This is a genomic window from Micromonospora sp. CA-248089 (genome assembly GCF_050948515.1).
GTDB lineage: Bacteria > Actinomycetota > Actinomycetes > Mycobacteriales > Micromonosporaceae > Micromonospora.
The window spans coordinates 1,279,456-1,292,217 of record NZ_CP192016.1 but is presented as its reverse complement, the minus strand read 5'-3'; the positions used below and the strand labels follow the sequence as shown (position 1 = coordinate 1,292,217).

Genomic DNA, 12,762 nt, shown 5'->3' with positions numbered 1-12,762 from the left:
CCCGTCAGGCCAGGGGCAGCGTGGTCGCCGTCGGCCAGGCCAGCAGCACCGCCCCGAGCGACGGCGCCAGCCACCACGGCACGGCCCGGCGGCGCAGCACCGCGGCCCAGGCCGCCTGCCAGGCCACCAGCGCGGCGAACAGCGGCACCACCAGCAGCACGAACCCGGGCGCCAGACCGATCACCGCGGCCACGGCGAGCACCAGCACGGCGATCCCGCCGGTGGCCGCGTAACGGACGGAGTGGCCGTCCGCGAGCCGCTCGGCGCCGAGCAGGAAGACCAGGCAGCAGAACGTCACCAGGGGCAGCAGCCACCAGCGCGCCCCGACCGGCACGGTCGAGGTGAGACCGAGATGAAGCGGCAGGGCGACGGCGAGCACCGCGTACCCGAGGAGCACGACGGCGACGACGGCGGACCGGACGCCACCCCCGGCCTCCTGTGTCCGGCGGGATTGCGCGAAGCGCGCCGCGGCAGCGAGCAGCACGCCGGTGAGCAGCAGGAACACCGCCACGTATCCGCCCACGGCGAGCGGTAGCCGGGCGGTAGGCAGCAGCGCGGCGAGTACGGCGCCCAGCCCGGCCGCCGGCACCGTCGCGGCGAGCCACCGCCCGGTACGCGGACCGCCGGCGACCGTCCCGGCCCGGCGCGTCCCGGCCCCGTGCGTCAGCAGCGCCACCAGTGGTACGAAGCCCAGCGCGAGCCCTGCCAGCAGCAGCCCGGCGCCGCCCGGCCGGGTCAGCGGGGACAGTGGCAGCCCGCCGGCAGGGTTCGGCAGCGCGTACCGAACCGCGGCGTGCGTACGCGGCGCGAACAGCACCGACACGTGCTCGACGCCGGGCGCCACCACCCGCGTGCGGGTGCCCGGCGCCGCGTCCCGTGACGCCTCGTCGACCGCCTGGCGGAAACCGGCGAACTCCAGCCCGCCGACCACGAGCGTCAGCTTCCCCGGCCAGCCCGCCGGTACGTCGCTGCCGTCGGGCAGCGAGATCGCCACGGTCCGGTCGATCTCCGGATGCGCGACCGCGTACCGGACGACAGCACCCGCGCCCATCGAGTGCCCGACCAGGACGATCCGGTCCGGGTCGACGCCGGGACGCCCGCGCAGCCAGGCGACCGCCACGTCCAGGTCGTGCCGCAGCGCCGCCCGGCTGCGTTCCTCGTCCCGGCCCGCGCCCGGTAGCCGGGAGCTGCTAGCACCGTGCCCGGCGAAGTCGAGCAGCACCGCGATCCCGCCCCGGCGGGCCACCGAGTCGGCCAGCGGCCGCATCAGCCGGGCGGACCCGGCGAAGCCGTGCGCGATCACCACCCCGGGCCGCCGGTCCCCGCTCGCACCGTCGGCCCGTACCTCGGTCAGCGGCACCCCGGCCACCGTCGCCCGCCGGGTGGTCAGACCGGCGTCGGCGCGGGCCAGGAGCAGGGCGCCGAGGACGACCGCGAGCAGCGCGACCACGCCGCAGGCGAGCAGTCGCCGCGACGCCGGGCCGGGGGTGGGCATGTCCGGCACCCTACGCCGCACCGGAAGCCCGGCGTGACCGACGCCGCCCGGCAGCCACCGGGCGGCGCTGGCCCCGACGCCGCACACTGGATGCCATGGCGATCCCTCTCCCCCGGCCCGGCGCCCTGCTCGGCCTCACCCGTACCGCAGTGGACCAGGCGCTCGGCTCGGCCGTCACGATGGCCTCGGTGCCCGCTCGCGCCTTCGCCGTCCTCGACCAGGTCGAGGCGCTGGTCCGGCGGATCGACGGGGTGGTCAACCGGATCGAGGGCACGCTCGACCGCACCGACCGGGTGCTCACCGACGCCGAGGCGGCGGTCCGCGAGGTGGCGGTGATCAGCGCCGCCGCCACCGGCGCGATCGAGACGGCGACCGAGGTGACCGCCGCGGCGACGGTGGTGGTCGGCGAGGCGCAGCAGGTCTCCGCGGCGGCGGCCACCGTGGTCGGCGAGGCGGACCGGGTGGCCCGCAGCGCGGCCGGTGTGGTGACCGAGGCGGAGACGGTGACCGCGCGGGCGGCGGGCACCCTGGCGACCGCCGAGAAGGCGACGGGCGTGGCGAACGAGTTGCTGGCCGCGTACGAGGCGACGCTGCGCCGGGCCGCGCCGATGGCGGCGCGCTTCGTGGAGCAGCTCAGCCCGGAGGAGGTGACCGCCGCGATCCGGCTGGTGGACGAGTTGCCGAAGCTCAAGGACCACCTCACCTCGGACGTGCTGCCGATCCTGGCCACGCTGGACCGGGTCGGCCCGGACCTGCACGACCTGCTGGACGTCACGCGTGATCTCAAGCTCGCGGTCGCCGGAATCCCCGGGCTCGGCATGCTGCGCCGCCGCGGCGAACGCCTCACCGACGACGTGTAAGGAAGGGCCCCTTCTTAACGCCTCCGGTAGTAAAAGGGGCCCTTCCTAACACTCGAACAGCTCGTCGATCTCCGCGCGGTGCGGCAGCGCCACCGAGGCGCCGAGCTTGCGCACGCACGCCGCACCGGCCGCCGCCGCCCAGCGCACCGCGTCGGCCAGGTCCCGCCCCTCGCCCCAGGCCACCGCGAGCGCGGCGGTGAACGCGTCCCCGGCGGCGGTCGAGTCGACCACGTTCACCGGCACCGCCGGCACGTGCGTCGCCGGCCGGTCCCGGTCGACGTACCAGGCGCCGTCGCCGCCGAGCGTGAGCACCGCCCGGGGCACCAGGTCCAGCAGCGCCGCCGGCTCGTCCCGGCCGCGACCGGTCAGCGCCTGCGCCTCCGGCTCGTTCACCACGAGCAGGTCGGTCGCCGCCAGCAGCTCGGCCGGCACCGACCGGGCCGGCGCGGCGTTGAGCACCACCCGGGTGCCCGCGGCCCGGGCCGCCAGCGCCGCCTCGGTCACCGTCTCGACCGGCACCTCCAGCTGCGCGACCAGCACGTCCGCATCGCGTACGGCGGAGAGCTCGTCGGCGGTCAACGACGTGAACGCGGCGTTCGCGCCGGGGGTGACCAGGATGGCGTTCTCCCCCGCGCCGCCGACCATGACCAGGGCGACGCCGGACGGCCCGTAGACCACCCGCAGGTGGCCGGTGTCCACGCCCGCGGCTGTCATCCGGGCCCGCAGCGTCACGCCGAACGAGTCGGAGCCGATCGCGCCGAGGAAGACGCAGGAGGCGCCGGCGCGTACCGCGGCGACCGCCTGGTTGGCGCCCTTGCCGCCGGGCAGCATGACGAAGTCGTCGCCCAGCACCGTCTCACCGGGCCGGGGCAGCGCGGCGCCGATGCCGACGAGGTCCATGTTGGCGCTGCCGACGACGGCGACCCGGGTCTGCGGCACGGTGTCGTCCCGTCGCTCAGGCGGCGCGGGCGGCCCAGCGGTCGCCGGACCGCGTCACCACCAGCGGCAGGCCGAACGCCTTCGACAGGTTGTCGGCGGTGAGCACGTCGGCGAGCAGGCCCTGCGCCACCACGGCGCCCTCGCGCAGCAGCAACGCGTGGGTGAAGCCCGGCGGGATCTCCTCGACGTGGTGGGTGACCAGCACCATGGCCGGCGCGTCCGGGTCGTACGCCAGCTCGGCCAGCCGGGCCACCAGGTCCTCGCGCCCACCCAGGTCGAGCCCGGCGGCGGGCTCGTCGAGCAGCAGCAGCTCCGGGTCGGTCATCAGGGCGCGGGCGATCTGGACGCGCTTGCGCTCGCCCTCGGACAGCGTGCCGTACGCGCGGTCGGTGAGGTGGCCGACGCCGAGCTGACTCAGCAGCGCGCCGGCGCGCGCCTCGTCGGTGCGGTCGTAGTTCTCCCGCCAGCGGCCGACCACCGACCAGGCCGCGGTCACCACCACGTCGACGACTCGCTCGTCGGCGGGGATCCGCTCGGCGAGCGTCGCGGTGGACAGGCCGATGCGGGTACGCAGTTCGTTGACGTCGGTGCGGCCGATGCGCTCGCCGAGCACGTGCGCGACGCCGCTGGTGGGGTGCAGCCGGCCGGCGGCCAGGTTGAGCAGCGTGGTCTTGCCCGCGCCGTTCGGCCCGAGCACCACCCACCGTTCGTCCAGCTCGACCTGCCAGTCGACGTCGTGCACCAGCGCGGTGCCGGAACGCTTGACGCCGACGCCGTCGAGGCTGACCACCAGATCCGCGTCCACGGTCGAGGGGGCGGGGGCGCCCGGGGCGCCGGGGATCAGGTCACCAGTCACCGCTCCATCCAATCACGCACCCGGCCCGGCGCCCCCCACGGGCGGCGCCGCCGCCATAGGGTGGGGCGCCGTGTCGTTTGTCACCACTTCCGGAAGGACACCCATGCCCGACCGCTGCCGGAAGGCGCGCGGATGAGCGCGGTCATCGAGATCGCCGGCCTCCGCAAGACGTTCCACACGCTGCGCCAGGGGCGCCGGGTCGCCGTGGACGGCTTCGACATGCTGGTCGAGGCGGGCCAGGTGCACGGCTTCCTCGGGCCGAACGGGTCCGGGAAGACCACCACGCTGCGCGCGCTGCTGGGGCTGGTCCGGCCGGACGCCGGACGGATGCGCGTGCTGGGGGCCGAGTCACCCGAGCACCTGCCGGACGTGGCCGGCCGGGTCGGCGCGATCGTGGAGAGCCCGCAGTTCTTCGGCAACTTCACCGCGCACCGGACGCTGCGGCTGCTGGCGCTGGCCGGTGGTGTGCCGACCGGCCGGGTGGACGAGGTGCTGGAGCAGGTCGGGCTGCGCGACCGGGGCGACGAGCGGGTCAAGGGCTACTCGCTGGGCATGAAGCAGCGCCTGGCGGTCGCGTCGGCGCTGCTGAAGAACCCGGATCTGCTGATCCTGGACGAACCGGCGAACGGGCTGGACCCGGCCGGCATCCGGGAGATGCGCGACCTGACCCGGTCACTGGCCGAGGCCGGGGTGACGGTGCTGCTGTCCAGCCACATCCTCGCCGAGATCCAGTTGATCTGTGACCACGTGACGATCGTCAGCCGGGGGCAGCGGGTCGCGTACGGGCCGGTGGAGGAGGTGCTGGCCGGCTTCGACCAGCACCAGTGGCGGGTCCGGGTGGCCGATCCGGAGCAGGCCGGGCAGTTGCTGGGCCGGGCCGGCCTGTCGGTGACCGCCGAGCCCGACCACCTGGTGGTGACCGGTGTGGAGGATCCGGAGACGATCAGCCGGACGCTCGGCGAGCAGGGCGTGTGGGTACGGGAGCTGGTCCCGCTGCGGCCGGACCTGGAGAGCGTCTTCCTGGAGCTGACCGGCGGCCACGAGCACGTGGCGGTGCCGCGGCAGGTCGACGGCGCTCCGCCGAACGACGGAGTAATCGACCTCGACGTCCGGGAGAGCCGGGAGGTGGACGCGTGAACCTGGTCCGTGCCGAGCTGGAGCGGCTGGCCGCCCGGCGTTTCGTGCAGCTCATGGTGGTGCTGCTGGCTGTCGCCTTCGCGGTGACGGTGGCGACCACGCTCGCCGGTTCGCACCGGCCCAGCCCGGCGGAGCTGAGCCGGGCGCAGACCCAGGCGGCGGAGAACGTGCGCCAGATGGAGATGGCGTACGACCGCTGCCTGCGGATCCGGGAGGGCGGGCTACCGCTGGGCGAGAACGACTACCTGCCGCGCGACTGCGCCCAGATCGACCCGGCCCAGATCGAGGAGTTGCCGACCGCGGCCGACTACCTCAGCGGTGTGTTCGTCTTCGCCAAGGAGGCCGAGCCGCTGCTCTACTTCCTGATCGCGTTCCTGACGCTGTTCGGGTTCCTGGTCGGGGCCTCCTACATCGGGGCCGACCTGAACTCGGGCGGGGTGGTGAACCTGCTGCTGTGGCGGCCCCGGCGGCCGACGGTGCTCGCCACGAAGCTGGGCACGCTGCTGGGCGGGCTGCTCGGCCTGTCGGTGCTGGCGTCGGTGGCGTACCTCGGGGCGTTCTGGTTGATCGGCCAGGCCTCCGGCCTGGTCGGGCGCACCGGCGGCGACTTCTGGCCGTCGCTCGCCGCGATCTGGGCGCGCGGGCTCGTGCTGGTGCTGCTCGCCGCGGCGCTCGGGTTCGCCGTCGCCACGCTGGGCCGGCACACGTCGGCGGCGCTCGGCACGGTGGCCGCGTACGTGGTCGTGTGGGAACTGGGTGCCCGGCTGGTGTTCCAGATCCTGGAGGTGGGCCGGCCGGACCGGTACATGCTGTCCAGCCACCTGGCGGCCTGGCTGTCCGGCGAGGTGCGGCTGTGGGACAACAACGCCTGCGGCCCCGGGATCTCCGGCTACTGCGACGGCTCCTACACGCTCACCTGGACGTCGGGGCTGGTGGTGCTGCTCGGGCTCACCGGCGCGCTGGTGGCCGCGGCGTTCACGGTGTTCCGCCGCCGCGACCTGATCTGAGGCGGATCCGCAATTCGGCAACTCCTTGCGAACCCTGACGCCATGATGAAGGATTCCTTCACATGGCGCCAGGGTGCACGACGCGGTCAGCCGACCGTCGAGCCGAACACCTCGTCGCGCACCGCGTCCAGCGCGGTCCGCAGCGCGCCGCGCAGGATCGGCTCCTCGGTCAGCCCGGTCGTCACCACCCGGGGCCGGACCAGCGTGATCGCGGCGACCTCGTGCTGCACCCGCTCGGCCAGCGCCGCCCCGCCCGCCTGGCCGACCGCACCGGCGAGCACCACCAGCGGCGGGTCCAGCACCACGCAGGTGCTCGCCACACCGAGCGCCAGCCGCCGGGCCAGTTCGTCGAGCATCGGCCCACCGGCGGTGCCGGCCGCGATCGCCGCGCGTACCACCTCGGCGGCCCGGGCCGCCGCCACGCCCTGCTCCGCCGCCTCGGGGCTGGCGAAACCGTGCTCGGCTGCCACCGCGCGTACCGCGTCGGCGCCGACGAGCTGCTGGAACGCCGGCTTGGCCCGCTTGGACACGTCGCGCGGGATGGGCGCGCCGGGCACCGGCAGGTAGCCGATCTCGCCGGCCGCGCCGCTGCTGCCGTGATGCAGCCGCCCGCCCAGCATGATCGCCAGGCCGACGCCCGCGTCCACCCAGACCAGCACGAAGTCGGCGGTGCCCCGGGCCGCGCCGGACTGCGCCTCGGCCACCGCCGCGAGGTTCACGTCGTTCTCGAACACGACGGGGGTGTCCAGGTCCTCGCGCAACGCGGCGAGCAGGCCGCTGTGCCAGCGTGGCAGGTTGAACGCGAACGTGATGTCGCCGGTCTGCGGGTCGACCAGGCCGGGGGTGCCGAGCACGACGCGCCGGACGGCGGACAGCTCCGCCCCGGCGCTGGCGGCCGCCTGGACCACGGCGTTGTGCACCACGCCGACCGGGTCGTCGGTGTCCCTGGTGGACTGCTCGACCCGTCCGGCCACGGCGCCGGTGATGTCGGCGCAGGCCGCGACCACCCGTTCCGCGCCCACCTCGACGCCCACCACGTACGCGCTGCTCGGCCGGACGGCGTAGAGCTGGGCGTTCGGGCCCCGCCCGCCGGCCTGCTCGCCGACCCGGGCGACCAGGCCGCGCTCCTCCAGCCGCTCGACGAGCTGGGACGCGGTGACCTTGGACAGCCCGGTCAGCTCACCGATCCGGGCCCGGGTCAGCGGGCCGCGCTCGAGCAGCAGCTCCAGCGCCGCACGGTCGTTGAGCGCCCGCAGGAGTCGGGGGGTGCCGGGCAGCCGGGTCGCACTCATGCCAACGTCCTCAATTTTCAGTAAAGTTTTCTAACCACAAAACGCCTGCCGAGGGGCGCCCGTTAGCGTATCGGCCACCCCCATGCGCGGAGGTCGGACGACCCGGCAGGGAAAGGGGATACTCGTGGGTCTGGATCCAGGACTGCGCCGGCTCGCGCTGGGCACGCTGCTGGCCGCGTATCCGGGACCGGTCCCGCCGGACTGGGCGGTCGACCTGCTCGCCGACGGGCTCGCCGGGCACACCCTGTTCGGCACCAACATCCACGACCCGGCCCAGGTGGCGGCGTCCACGGCGGCGCTGCGCGCCGGCCGCCCCGACGTGATCGTCGCGATCGACGAGGAGGGCGGCGACGTCACCCGGCTGGCACACGCCACCGGCAGTCCGTACCCCGGCAACGCCGCGCTCGGCACGGTGGACGACCCCGACCTCACCCGCCAGGTGTACGCGGCGATCGGCGCGGAACTGGCCGCGCTCGGCATCACCGTCGACCTCGCGCCCACCGTCGACGTGAACACCGCCGACGAGAACCCGGTGATCGGCACCCGCTCGTTCGGCGCGGACCCGAAGCGGGTCGCCGTCCACTCCGCCGCCGCCGTCACCGGCCTCCAGTCGACCGGTGTGGCCGCCTGCGCCAAGCACTTCCCCGGGCACGGCGCCACAGTCGCCGACTCCCACCACGAGCTGCCCACCGTCGACGTGCCGCCGGCCGTCCTGCGGGACCGCGACCTGCCGCCGTTCGCCGCCGTCGTCGACGCGGGCGTCCGCGCGGTGATGACCGCGCACATCCGGGTGCCGGCGCTGACCGGCGACGGTCCGGCCACGTTCAGCCGCGCGGTCCTGCACGACCTGCTGCGCGTCGAGTACGGCTTCACCGGCGCGGTGATCACCGACGCGCTGGAGATGAAGGGCGCGGTGCTCGCCGCCGGCGGGGTCGGCGCGGGCGCGGTCCGGGCCCTGACCGCCGGCGCGGACCTGCTCTGCATCGGCGCCCGGGTGGACGCCGAGCTGGTCGAGTCGGTCGCCGCCGAGATCGTCGCGGCGATCGCCGACGGCCGGCTGGCGCGTGAGCGGGTCGAGGAGGCGGCCGGCCGGACCGCCGCGCTCGCCGCCGCCACCGGCCCCGCCGACGCCCCGCCGCCGGCCGCCGACGGCCTCGGTTACGCCGCCGCACTGCGGGCGGTACGCGTCGAGGGCGACCTCACCCGCGACACCGCTCCCCTGGTGGTGCAGGTGCACGCCACCTCCACCATCGCCGAGGGGCGGGTGCCGTGGGGGCTCGGCCCCCACCTGGCCGCCGGGATCGAGCAGGCCCGCGCGGCGGCGGGCGAGACCGACCCGGAGCAGGTGCGGCGGCTCGCCGGGGACCGGCCGGTCGTGCTGGTCGGCCGGCACCTGCACCGGCTGCCCGGCGCGCGTGAGCTGGTCGAGGCGCTGGCCGCCACGCATCGGGTGACGGTGGTCGAGATGGGCTGGCCGGGCGCGTGGCGGCCGGCGGGCGCGGTCGCGTTCGTCGCCACCCACGGCGCCAGTCACGCCAACGGCCACGCCGCCGCCGAGGTGCTCGGCCTGACCGGCTGACCCACGCCCCCACCCGGTCCGTCGCCCGCAAGGGCGGCGGGCCGCACTCTTGAACACGTTCAAAATTTGCCGTACGCTCAGCGTGCCCTTGATTTGAACACGTTCAAGAGAGGCGACGGGGATGGACGTGAAGGTCTGGATGTACCTGGCCTACCTCGCGGTCAGCATCGGTCTGACCATCTGGGTGGCGCGGGCACTGTCCCGCAACGGGATGGTGTTCCTGGAGGACGTGTTCGCCGACAGCCGCCTGGCCGGGGCGGTGAACAGCCTGCTGGTGGTCGGCTTCTACCTGCTCAACCTCGGCTACGTCACGGTGGCGATGAAGGAGTCCGATCCGGTCGGCGACACCAGCCAGGCGCTGGAGCAGCTCTCCATGAAGGTGGGATTCGTCCTGCTGGTGCTCGGCGCGCTGCACTTCTTCAACGTCTTCGCGCTCGGCCGCTACCGGCGCGGTCGGCTGCGGCAGCAGGCGACCCACCCGCCCCTGCCGCCGGTGCGAATGCTCCCGCCGCAGGGCGGACCGGTACCGGCGGCGGGCCCGAACCCGCCGGCCCGGTGACGTCCGCCCCAGGCGGGCACCGGCAGGATCCCACCGGGCACGGGGCCGGTGGGATCCGCGGGTTCACCGTCCTGTTCGACGCGGACTGCCCGATGTGCCGGGCCGCCCGGCGCTGGCTCGCCTCGCGCGCCCAGCTCGTACCCCTGGAGTTCGTGCCGGCCGGGTCCGCCGAGGCCCGGCGGCGCTTCCCCGAGCTGGACCACGACGCCACGTTGCGCGACCTGACGGTGGTGGCCGACACCGGTGCGGTCTACCGCGGCGACGGCGCCTGGTTCGCCTGCCTGTGGGCGCTGGCCGAGCATCGCGGCACGGCCGAGCGGCTGGCCCGTCCGCACCTGCTGCCGCTGGCCCGCAAGGTGGTCGCGGCGGCGTCGGCGGTCCGCGAACGGATCCGGGAACCGGGATACGGTGACGACGATGACCGAGCAGAGTGCGCCGACGACCGCTGCGGGTGGGCAGGGCACGACGACCCGGGGTGAGCAGACCCGCCAGCTGATCCTGGACACCGCGATGCGGCTGTTCCGCGAGCGCGGGTACGCGCGCACGACGATGCGCGCGGTCGCCCAGGAGGCCGGCGTGGCGGTGGGCAACGCCTACTACTACTTCGGTTCCAAGGAACACCTGGTCCAGGAGTTCTACGCGGGCACCCAGCGCGAGCACCGGGCGGCGGCCGACACGGTGCTCGCCCGGGAACGCGACTTCGGCCCGCGACTGGCCGGGGTGCTGCACGCGGGCATCGACGTGCTGAGCCCGTACCACGCGTTCGCCGGTGCCTTCTTCAAGACGGCGGCCGAGCCGACCTCGCCGCTGAGCCCGTTCTCCGCCGAGTCGTCGGAGCCCCGGGACATGTCGATCGCGCTGTTCCGCGAGGCCCTGACCGGGTCCACCGTCAAGCTCGACGACGAGCTGCGCGAGGCACTGCCCGAGCTGCTCTGGCTCGGCTACATGGGCGTGGTGCTCTACTGGGTGCACGACCGCTCGGACGGTCAGGTCAAGACCCGGCAGCTGATCGACGGCGTGGTGCCGCTGGTGGACCGGCTGGTGGGGCTGTCCCGGCTGCGCGTGCTGCGGCCCGTCACCCGTCAGGCACTCGCCCTGATCCACACGCTGCGTCACTGACCTCGCCGACCCGGTTACGGGGCGATTCCGCAGGTGAGAGTCCGTAACCGGACAGCGGTGCACCTCTTGTTCACCAGCGGCACTAACACATAGCGTTACCGATGTCGGGGCCTGGGGGAGAGCCGCGGACCGTGGATCCGGCCCGGGATCCACGGTCCGCGCCAAGCCGGAACCCCAGCCCGGGTCAGCGGGGGAACACGCCGAACGCGGTGAGGCCCCGATCCGGGAACCCGGCCGCGTCCGCCACCCGCGCCGACGCGGCGTTGCCGGGGTCGTGCAGGTAGGTGGGGATCGCCCCCTCGTCCAGCACCCGGCGGGCCGCCTGCGCGACCAGCCGCCGGGCCAGGCCGCGCCCGCGCGCCGTCGGCACCGTGCCCACCGCCAGTTCGTGCCCGTACGCGTCGTGCCGCTTGATCCCCACGCCGGCCCGGTACGCGCCGTCGGCGCCCCGGACCACGAGCACGTCCCTGTCGAACAGGCGCAGCCACGGCGGCAGTCCGGGCAGTGTGGGCGGCACCCACTCCCCCACCTCGGGCAGCGGCGCCGGGTGGGTACACCAGCGGAAGACCGAGGTGTGCGCGGTGAACTCGGGCACGCCGACCACACCCGGCAGGGCGGGCAGCCACTCGCCGAGCGGCCGGTCCCGTACCAGCGCCCGGACCGCCTCGACCCGGTCGGTGGCCACCGAGAGGACGGTGCTGCCGCCCGCCGTCACCGCGACGGCCGGGCGCAGCCGTCCGTCCCAGGCCGGACGGGCGCGGCGGTGGGACCGGACCACGTGCAGCCCGGGGCCCGCCGGCCACTGTCCCAACCAGGTCGCCAGATGGAGGAAGACCCGCCGGTCGAGCATGGTGATCATGGTACGCCGTGACGCCGGCCCCGTGCCCGGGGAATTCAGCGATCGCGCCGGGGTTGAGACGCGCCGGCGACGGGTAGAGGGTCGGCACGCCAGCGACGGACGCCGATCCCTGCTTCCGCCACCGGCCGCAGGAAGTCCGGCGCTTCACGGAACCGAAGGCATCGACCCTGCGTCATATTCATTTTCATACATGGACAAGTTTCTCTGGGACGGTAGTGGTCATGCCTCACGAACCGAATGACCGATTCCAGCAGGACGCGGAGCGCGGCTGGCGGGCCGCCGCAGACGCCGGGCGGTTCCCGGCGCAGCCGGCGTACCGCGAGGTCCGCGACCGGGCGCTCTCCTGGGCCGAGCTGAACGCGCAGCCGGCCGGCACCGCCGCCTGGCGTGGCCTCACGCCGCTCTGAGAGGGCGGGCGACGACACACCGGCCGGGCGGGCGTACCGGCCTTCGCACACCTGTGCGGTAGCGTCTTGTGGTCCGATTTCCGGCCTACGACAGGAGAAGCTCCGCGCATGGGCAAGAAGACGATCCACGTCTCCGACTTCACCGGTCAGGTGCTCAGCCCCGACGACGAGGTGGTCAAGGTCGTCGTCCTGGAGCACCCGGACCTGGTCGCCGGCCCCGTGCAGCTGGACGCCACCCCGGTCGAGGTGGAGAGCATCGACGACGCGGCGCTCGACGTCGCGGTGGTGGAGATCCACGACCGGCACGGCCACGGTGAGCCGCGCCGGGTGGTGCTAACCGCCAGCGAGTTCGACGCGATGGCGACCGACGTGCCGATGGCGCAACTGCTGCGTACCGCCGAGCGGGTCAAGCCGCCAAAGGCCCGCCGCGCGACCGAGAAGATCGACTACGGCACCATCGAGCACGCCGGGCGCCCGCACCGCGGCCGGGTCACCGAGGAGGAGGCCCGGCTGGTCCGGGAGCACCTCGACGAGGTCAACAAGCGCCTGGCCGACGCCGGCATCCGCCAGGTCGACCCCGCCGACCCGGAGCACGCCGCCCGATACGGCTTCCCCGCCGCCGGCTGACACCCGCATGCCGGGCACGCGCCCCC

Annotated in this window: 14 protein-coding genes; 9 read left to right on the top strand and 5 right to left on the bottom strand. The window is 74.7% G+C overall.

Features of this window, described 5'->3' with window-relative positions; genetic code table 11:
• Positions 1-4 precede the first annotated feature (4 nt).
• A complete protein-coding gene (locus ACQP26_RS06395) occupies positions 5-1,495 on the bottom strand; it encodes a dienelactone hydrolase family protein (RefSeq protein WP_433495209.1) in 1,491 nt (496 codons plus the stop codon).
• A 95-nt stretch (positions 1,496-1,590) separates the two neighbouring features.
• On the opposite strand from ACQP26_RS06395, the gene ACQP26_RS06390 reads away from it, so the two are divergent.
• Positions 1,591-2,355: a hypothetical protein gene (locus ACQP26_RS06390; protein ID WP_433495208.1), complete on the top strand. Its 765-nt coding sequence runs from the start codon at positions 1,591-1,593 to the stop codon at positions 2,353-2,355.
• A 45-nt stretch (positions 2,356-2,400) separates the two neighbouring features.
• Here the strand turns inward: ACQP26_RS06390 and ACQP26_RS06385 are convergent, their stop codons facing one another.
• Both ACQP26_RS06385 and ACQP26_RS06380 read right to left on the bottom strand, forming a co-directional pair.
• A complete protein-coding gene (locus ACQP26_RS06385; protein ID WP_433495207.1) occupies positions 2,401-3,294 on the bottom strand; it encodes a ribokinase in 894 nt (297 codons plus the stop codon).
• A gap of 16 nt (positions 3,295-3,310) precedes the next feature.
• Positions 3,311-4,150 carry an ABC transporter ATP-binding protein gene (locus tag ACQP26_RS06380; protein ID WP_433495206.1) on the bottom strand — a complete coding sequence of 280 codons (840 nt, stop codon included), beginning with the start codon at positions 4,148-4,150 and terminating at the stop codon, positions 3,311-3,313.
• A 132-nt stretch (positions 4,151-4,282) separates the two neighbouring features.
• Here ACQP26_RS06380 and ACQP26_RS06375 point away from each other — a divergent pair, with 132 nt between their 5' ends.
• Both ACQP26_RS06375 and ACQP26_RS06370 read left to right on the top strand, forming a co-directional pair.
• Positions 4,283-5,287 (top strand): ABC transporter ATP-binding protein, encoded by a 1,005-nt coding sequence (locus ACQP26_RS06375; protein WP_269701676.1) that lies wholly within the window; start codon positions 4,283-4,285, stop codon positions 5,285-5,287.
• A complete protein-coding gene (locus tag ACQP26_RS06370; RefSeq protein WP_269701677.1) occupies positions 5,284-6,294 on the top strand; it encodes an ABC transporter permease subunit in 1,011 nt (336 codons plus the stop codon). Before ACQP26_RS06375 ends, ACQP26_RS06370 begins: the two co-directional genes overlap by 4 nt.
• Positions 6,295-6,380: 86 nt before the next feature.
• On the opposite strand, the gene ACQP26_RS06365 is transcribed toward ACQP26_RS06370, so the two are convergent.
• Positions 6,381-7,586 (bottom strand): ROK family transcriptional regulator, encoded by a 1,206-nt coding sequence (locus ACQP26_RS06365; RefSeq protein ID WP_433495205.1) that lies wholly within the window; start codon positions 7,584-7,586, stop codon positions 6,381-6,383.
• A 124-nt stretch (positions 7,587-7,710) separates the two neighbouring features.
• On the opposite strand from ACQP26_RS06365, the gene ACQP26_RS06360 reads away from it, so the two are divergent.
• From ACQP26_RS06360 to ACQP26_RS06345, 4 genes are all read left to right on the top strand, one after another.
• Positions 7,711-9,165 (top strand): glycoside hydrolase family 3 protein, encoded by a 1,455-nt coding sequence (locus ACQP26_RS06360; protein ID WP_433495204.1) that lies wholly within the window; start codon positions 7,711-7,713, stop codon positions 9,163-9,165.
• Positions 9,166-9,286: 121 nt separating this feature from the next.
• Entirely contained in the window at positions 9,287-9,724 is a 438-nt protein-coding gene (locus tag ACQP26_RS06355; RefSeq protein WP_269701681.1) for a hypothetical protein, read from the top strand.
• Positions 9,721-10,203, top strand: coding sequence for a thiol-disulfide oxidoreductase DCC family protein (locus ACQP26_RS06350; RefSeq protein ID WP_269701682.1), 483 nt, complete (start codon positions 9,721-9,723; stop codon positions 10,201-10,203). Before ACQP26_RS06355 ends, ACQP26_RS06350 begins: the two co-directional genes overlap by 4 nt.
• The gene (locus ACQP26_RS06345; RefSeq protein WP_269701684.1) at positions 10,142-10,843 is read left to right on the top strand and encodes a TetR family transcriptional regulator; all 702 of its coding nucleotides are present in this window, start codon (positions 10,142-10,144) and stop codon (positions 10,841-10,843) included. The genes ACQP26_RS06350 and ACQP26_RS06345 overlap by 62 nt, the downstream gene beginning before the upstream one ends.
• Positions 10,844-11,027: 184 nt before the next feature.
• Here ACQP26_RS06345 and ACQP26_RS06340 read toward each other — a convergent pair whose 3' ends face one another.
• Positions 11,028-11,693, bottom strand: a complete 666-nt coding sequence (locus ACQP26_RS06340) for a GNAT family N-acetyltransferase (protein WP_433495203.1) — start codon at positions 11,691-11,693, stop codon at positions 11,028-11,030.
• Between the two features lie 230 nt (positions 11,694-11,923).
• Between ACQP26_RS06340 and ACQP26_RS06335 the strand changes: the two genes are divergently transcribed.
• Together ACQP26_RS06335 and ACQP26_RS06330 are read left to right on the top strand one after the other, a co-directional pair.
• Positions 11,924-12,109, top strand: a complete 186-nt coding sequence (locus tag ACQP26_RS06335) for a DNA repair protein (RefSeq protein WP_269701687.1) — start codon at positions 11,924-11,926, stop codon at positions 12,107-12,109.
• 108 nt (positions 12,110-12,217) lie between these two features.
• Positions 12,218-12,736, top strand: coding sequence for a hypothetical protein (locus tag ACQP26_RS06330; protein WP_269701689.1), 519 nt, complete (start codon positions 12,218-12,220; stop codon positions 12,734-12,736).
• The last annotated feature ends 26 nt before the right edge of the window (positions 12,737-12,762 follow it).

Coding starts and splice junctions, on each gene's coding strand:
- ACQP26_RS06330 (WP_269701689.1), top strand. CDS start 12,218: ATGGGCAAGAAGACGATCCACGTCTCCGACTTCACCGGTCAGGTGCTC.
- ACQP26_RS06335 (WP_269701687.1), top strand. CDS start 11,924: ATGCCTCACGAACCGAATGACCGATTCCAGCAGGACGCGGAGCGCGGC.
- ACQP26_RS06395 (WP_433495209.1), bottom strand. CDS start 1,495: ATGCCCACCCCCGGCCCGGCGTCGCGGCGACTGCTCGCCTGCGGCGTG.
- ACQP26_RS06365 (WP_433495205.1), bottom strand. CDS start 7,586: ATGAGTGCGACCCGGCTGCCCGGCACCCCCCGACTCCTGCGGGCGCTC.
- ACQP26_RS06375 (WP_269701676.1), top strand. CDS start 4,283: ATGAGCGCGGTCATCGAGATCGCCGGCCTCCGCAAGACGTTCCACACG.
- ACQP26_RS06390 (WP_433495208.1), top strand. CDS start 1,591: ATGGCGATCCCTCTCCCCCGGCCCGGCGCCCTGCTCGGCCTCACCCGT.
- ACQP26_RS06345 (WP_269701684.1), top strand. CDS start 10,142: ATGACCGAGCAGAGTGCGCCGACGACCGCTGCGGGTGGGCAGGGCACG.
- ACQP26_RS06340 (WP_433495203.1), bottom strand. CDS start 11,693: ATGCTCGACCGGCGGGTCTTCCTCCATCTGGCGACCTGGTTGGGACAG.
- ACQP26_RS06355 (WP_269701681.1), top strand. CDS start 9,287: ATGGACGTGAAGGTCTGGATGTACCTGGCCTACCTCGCGGTCAGCATC.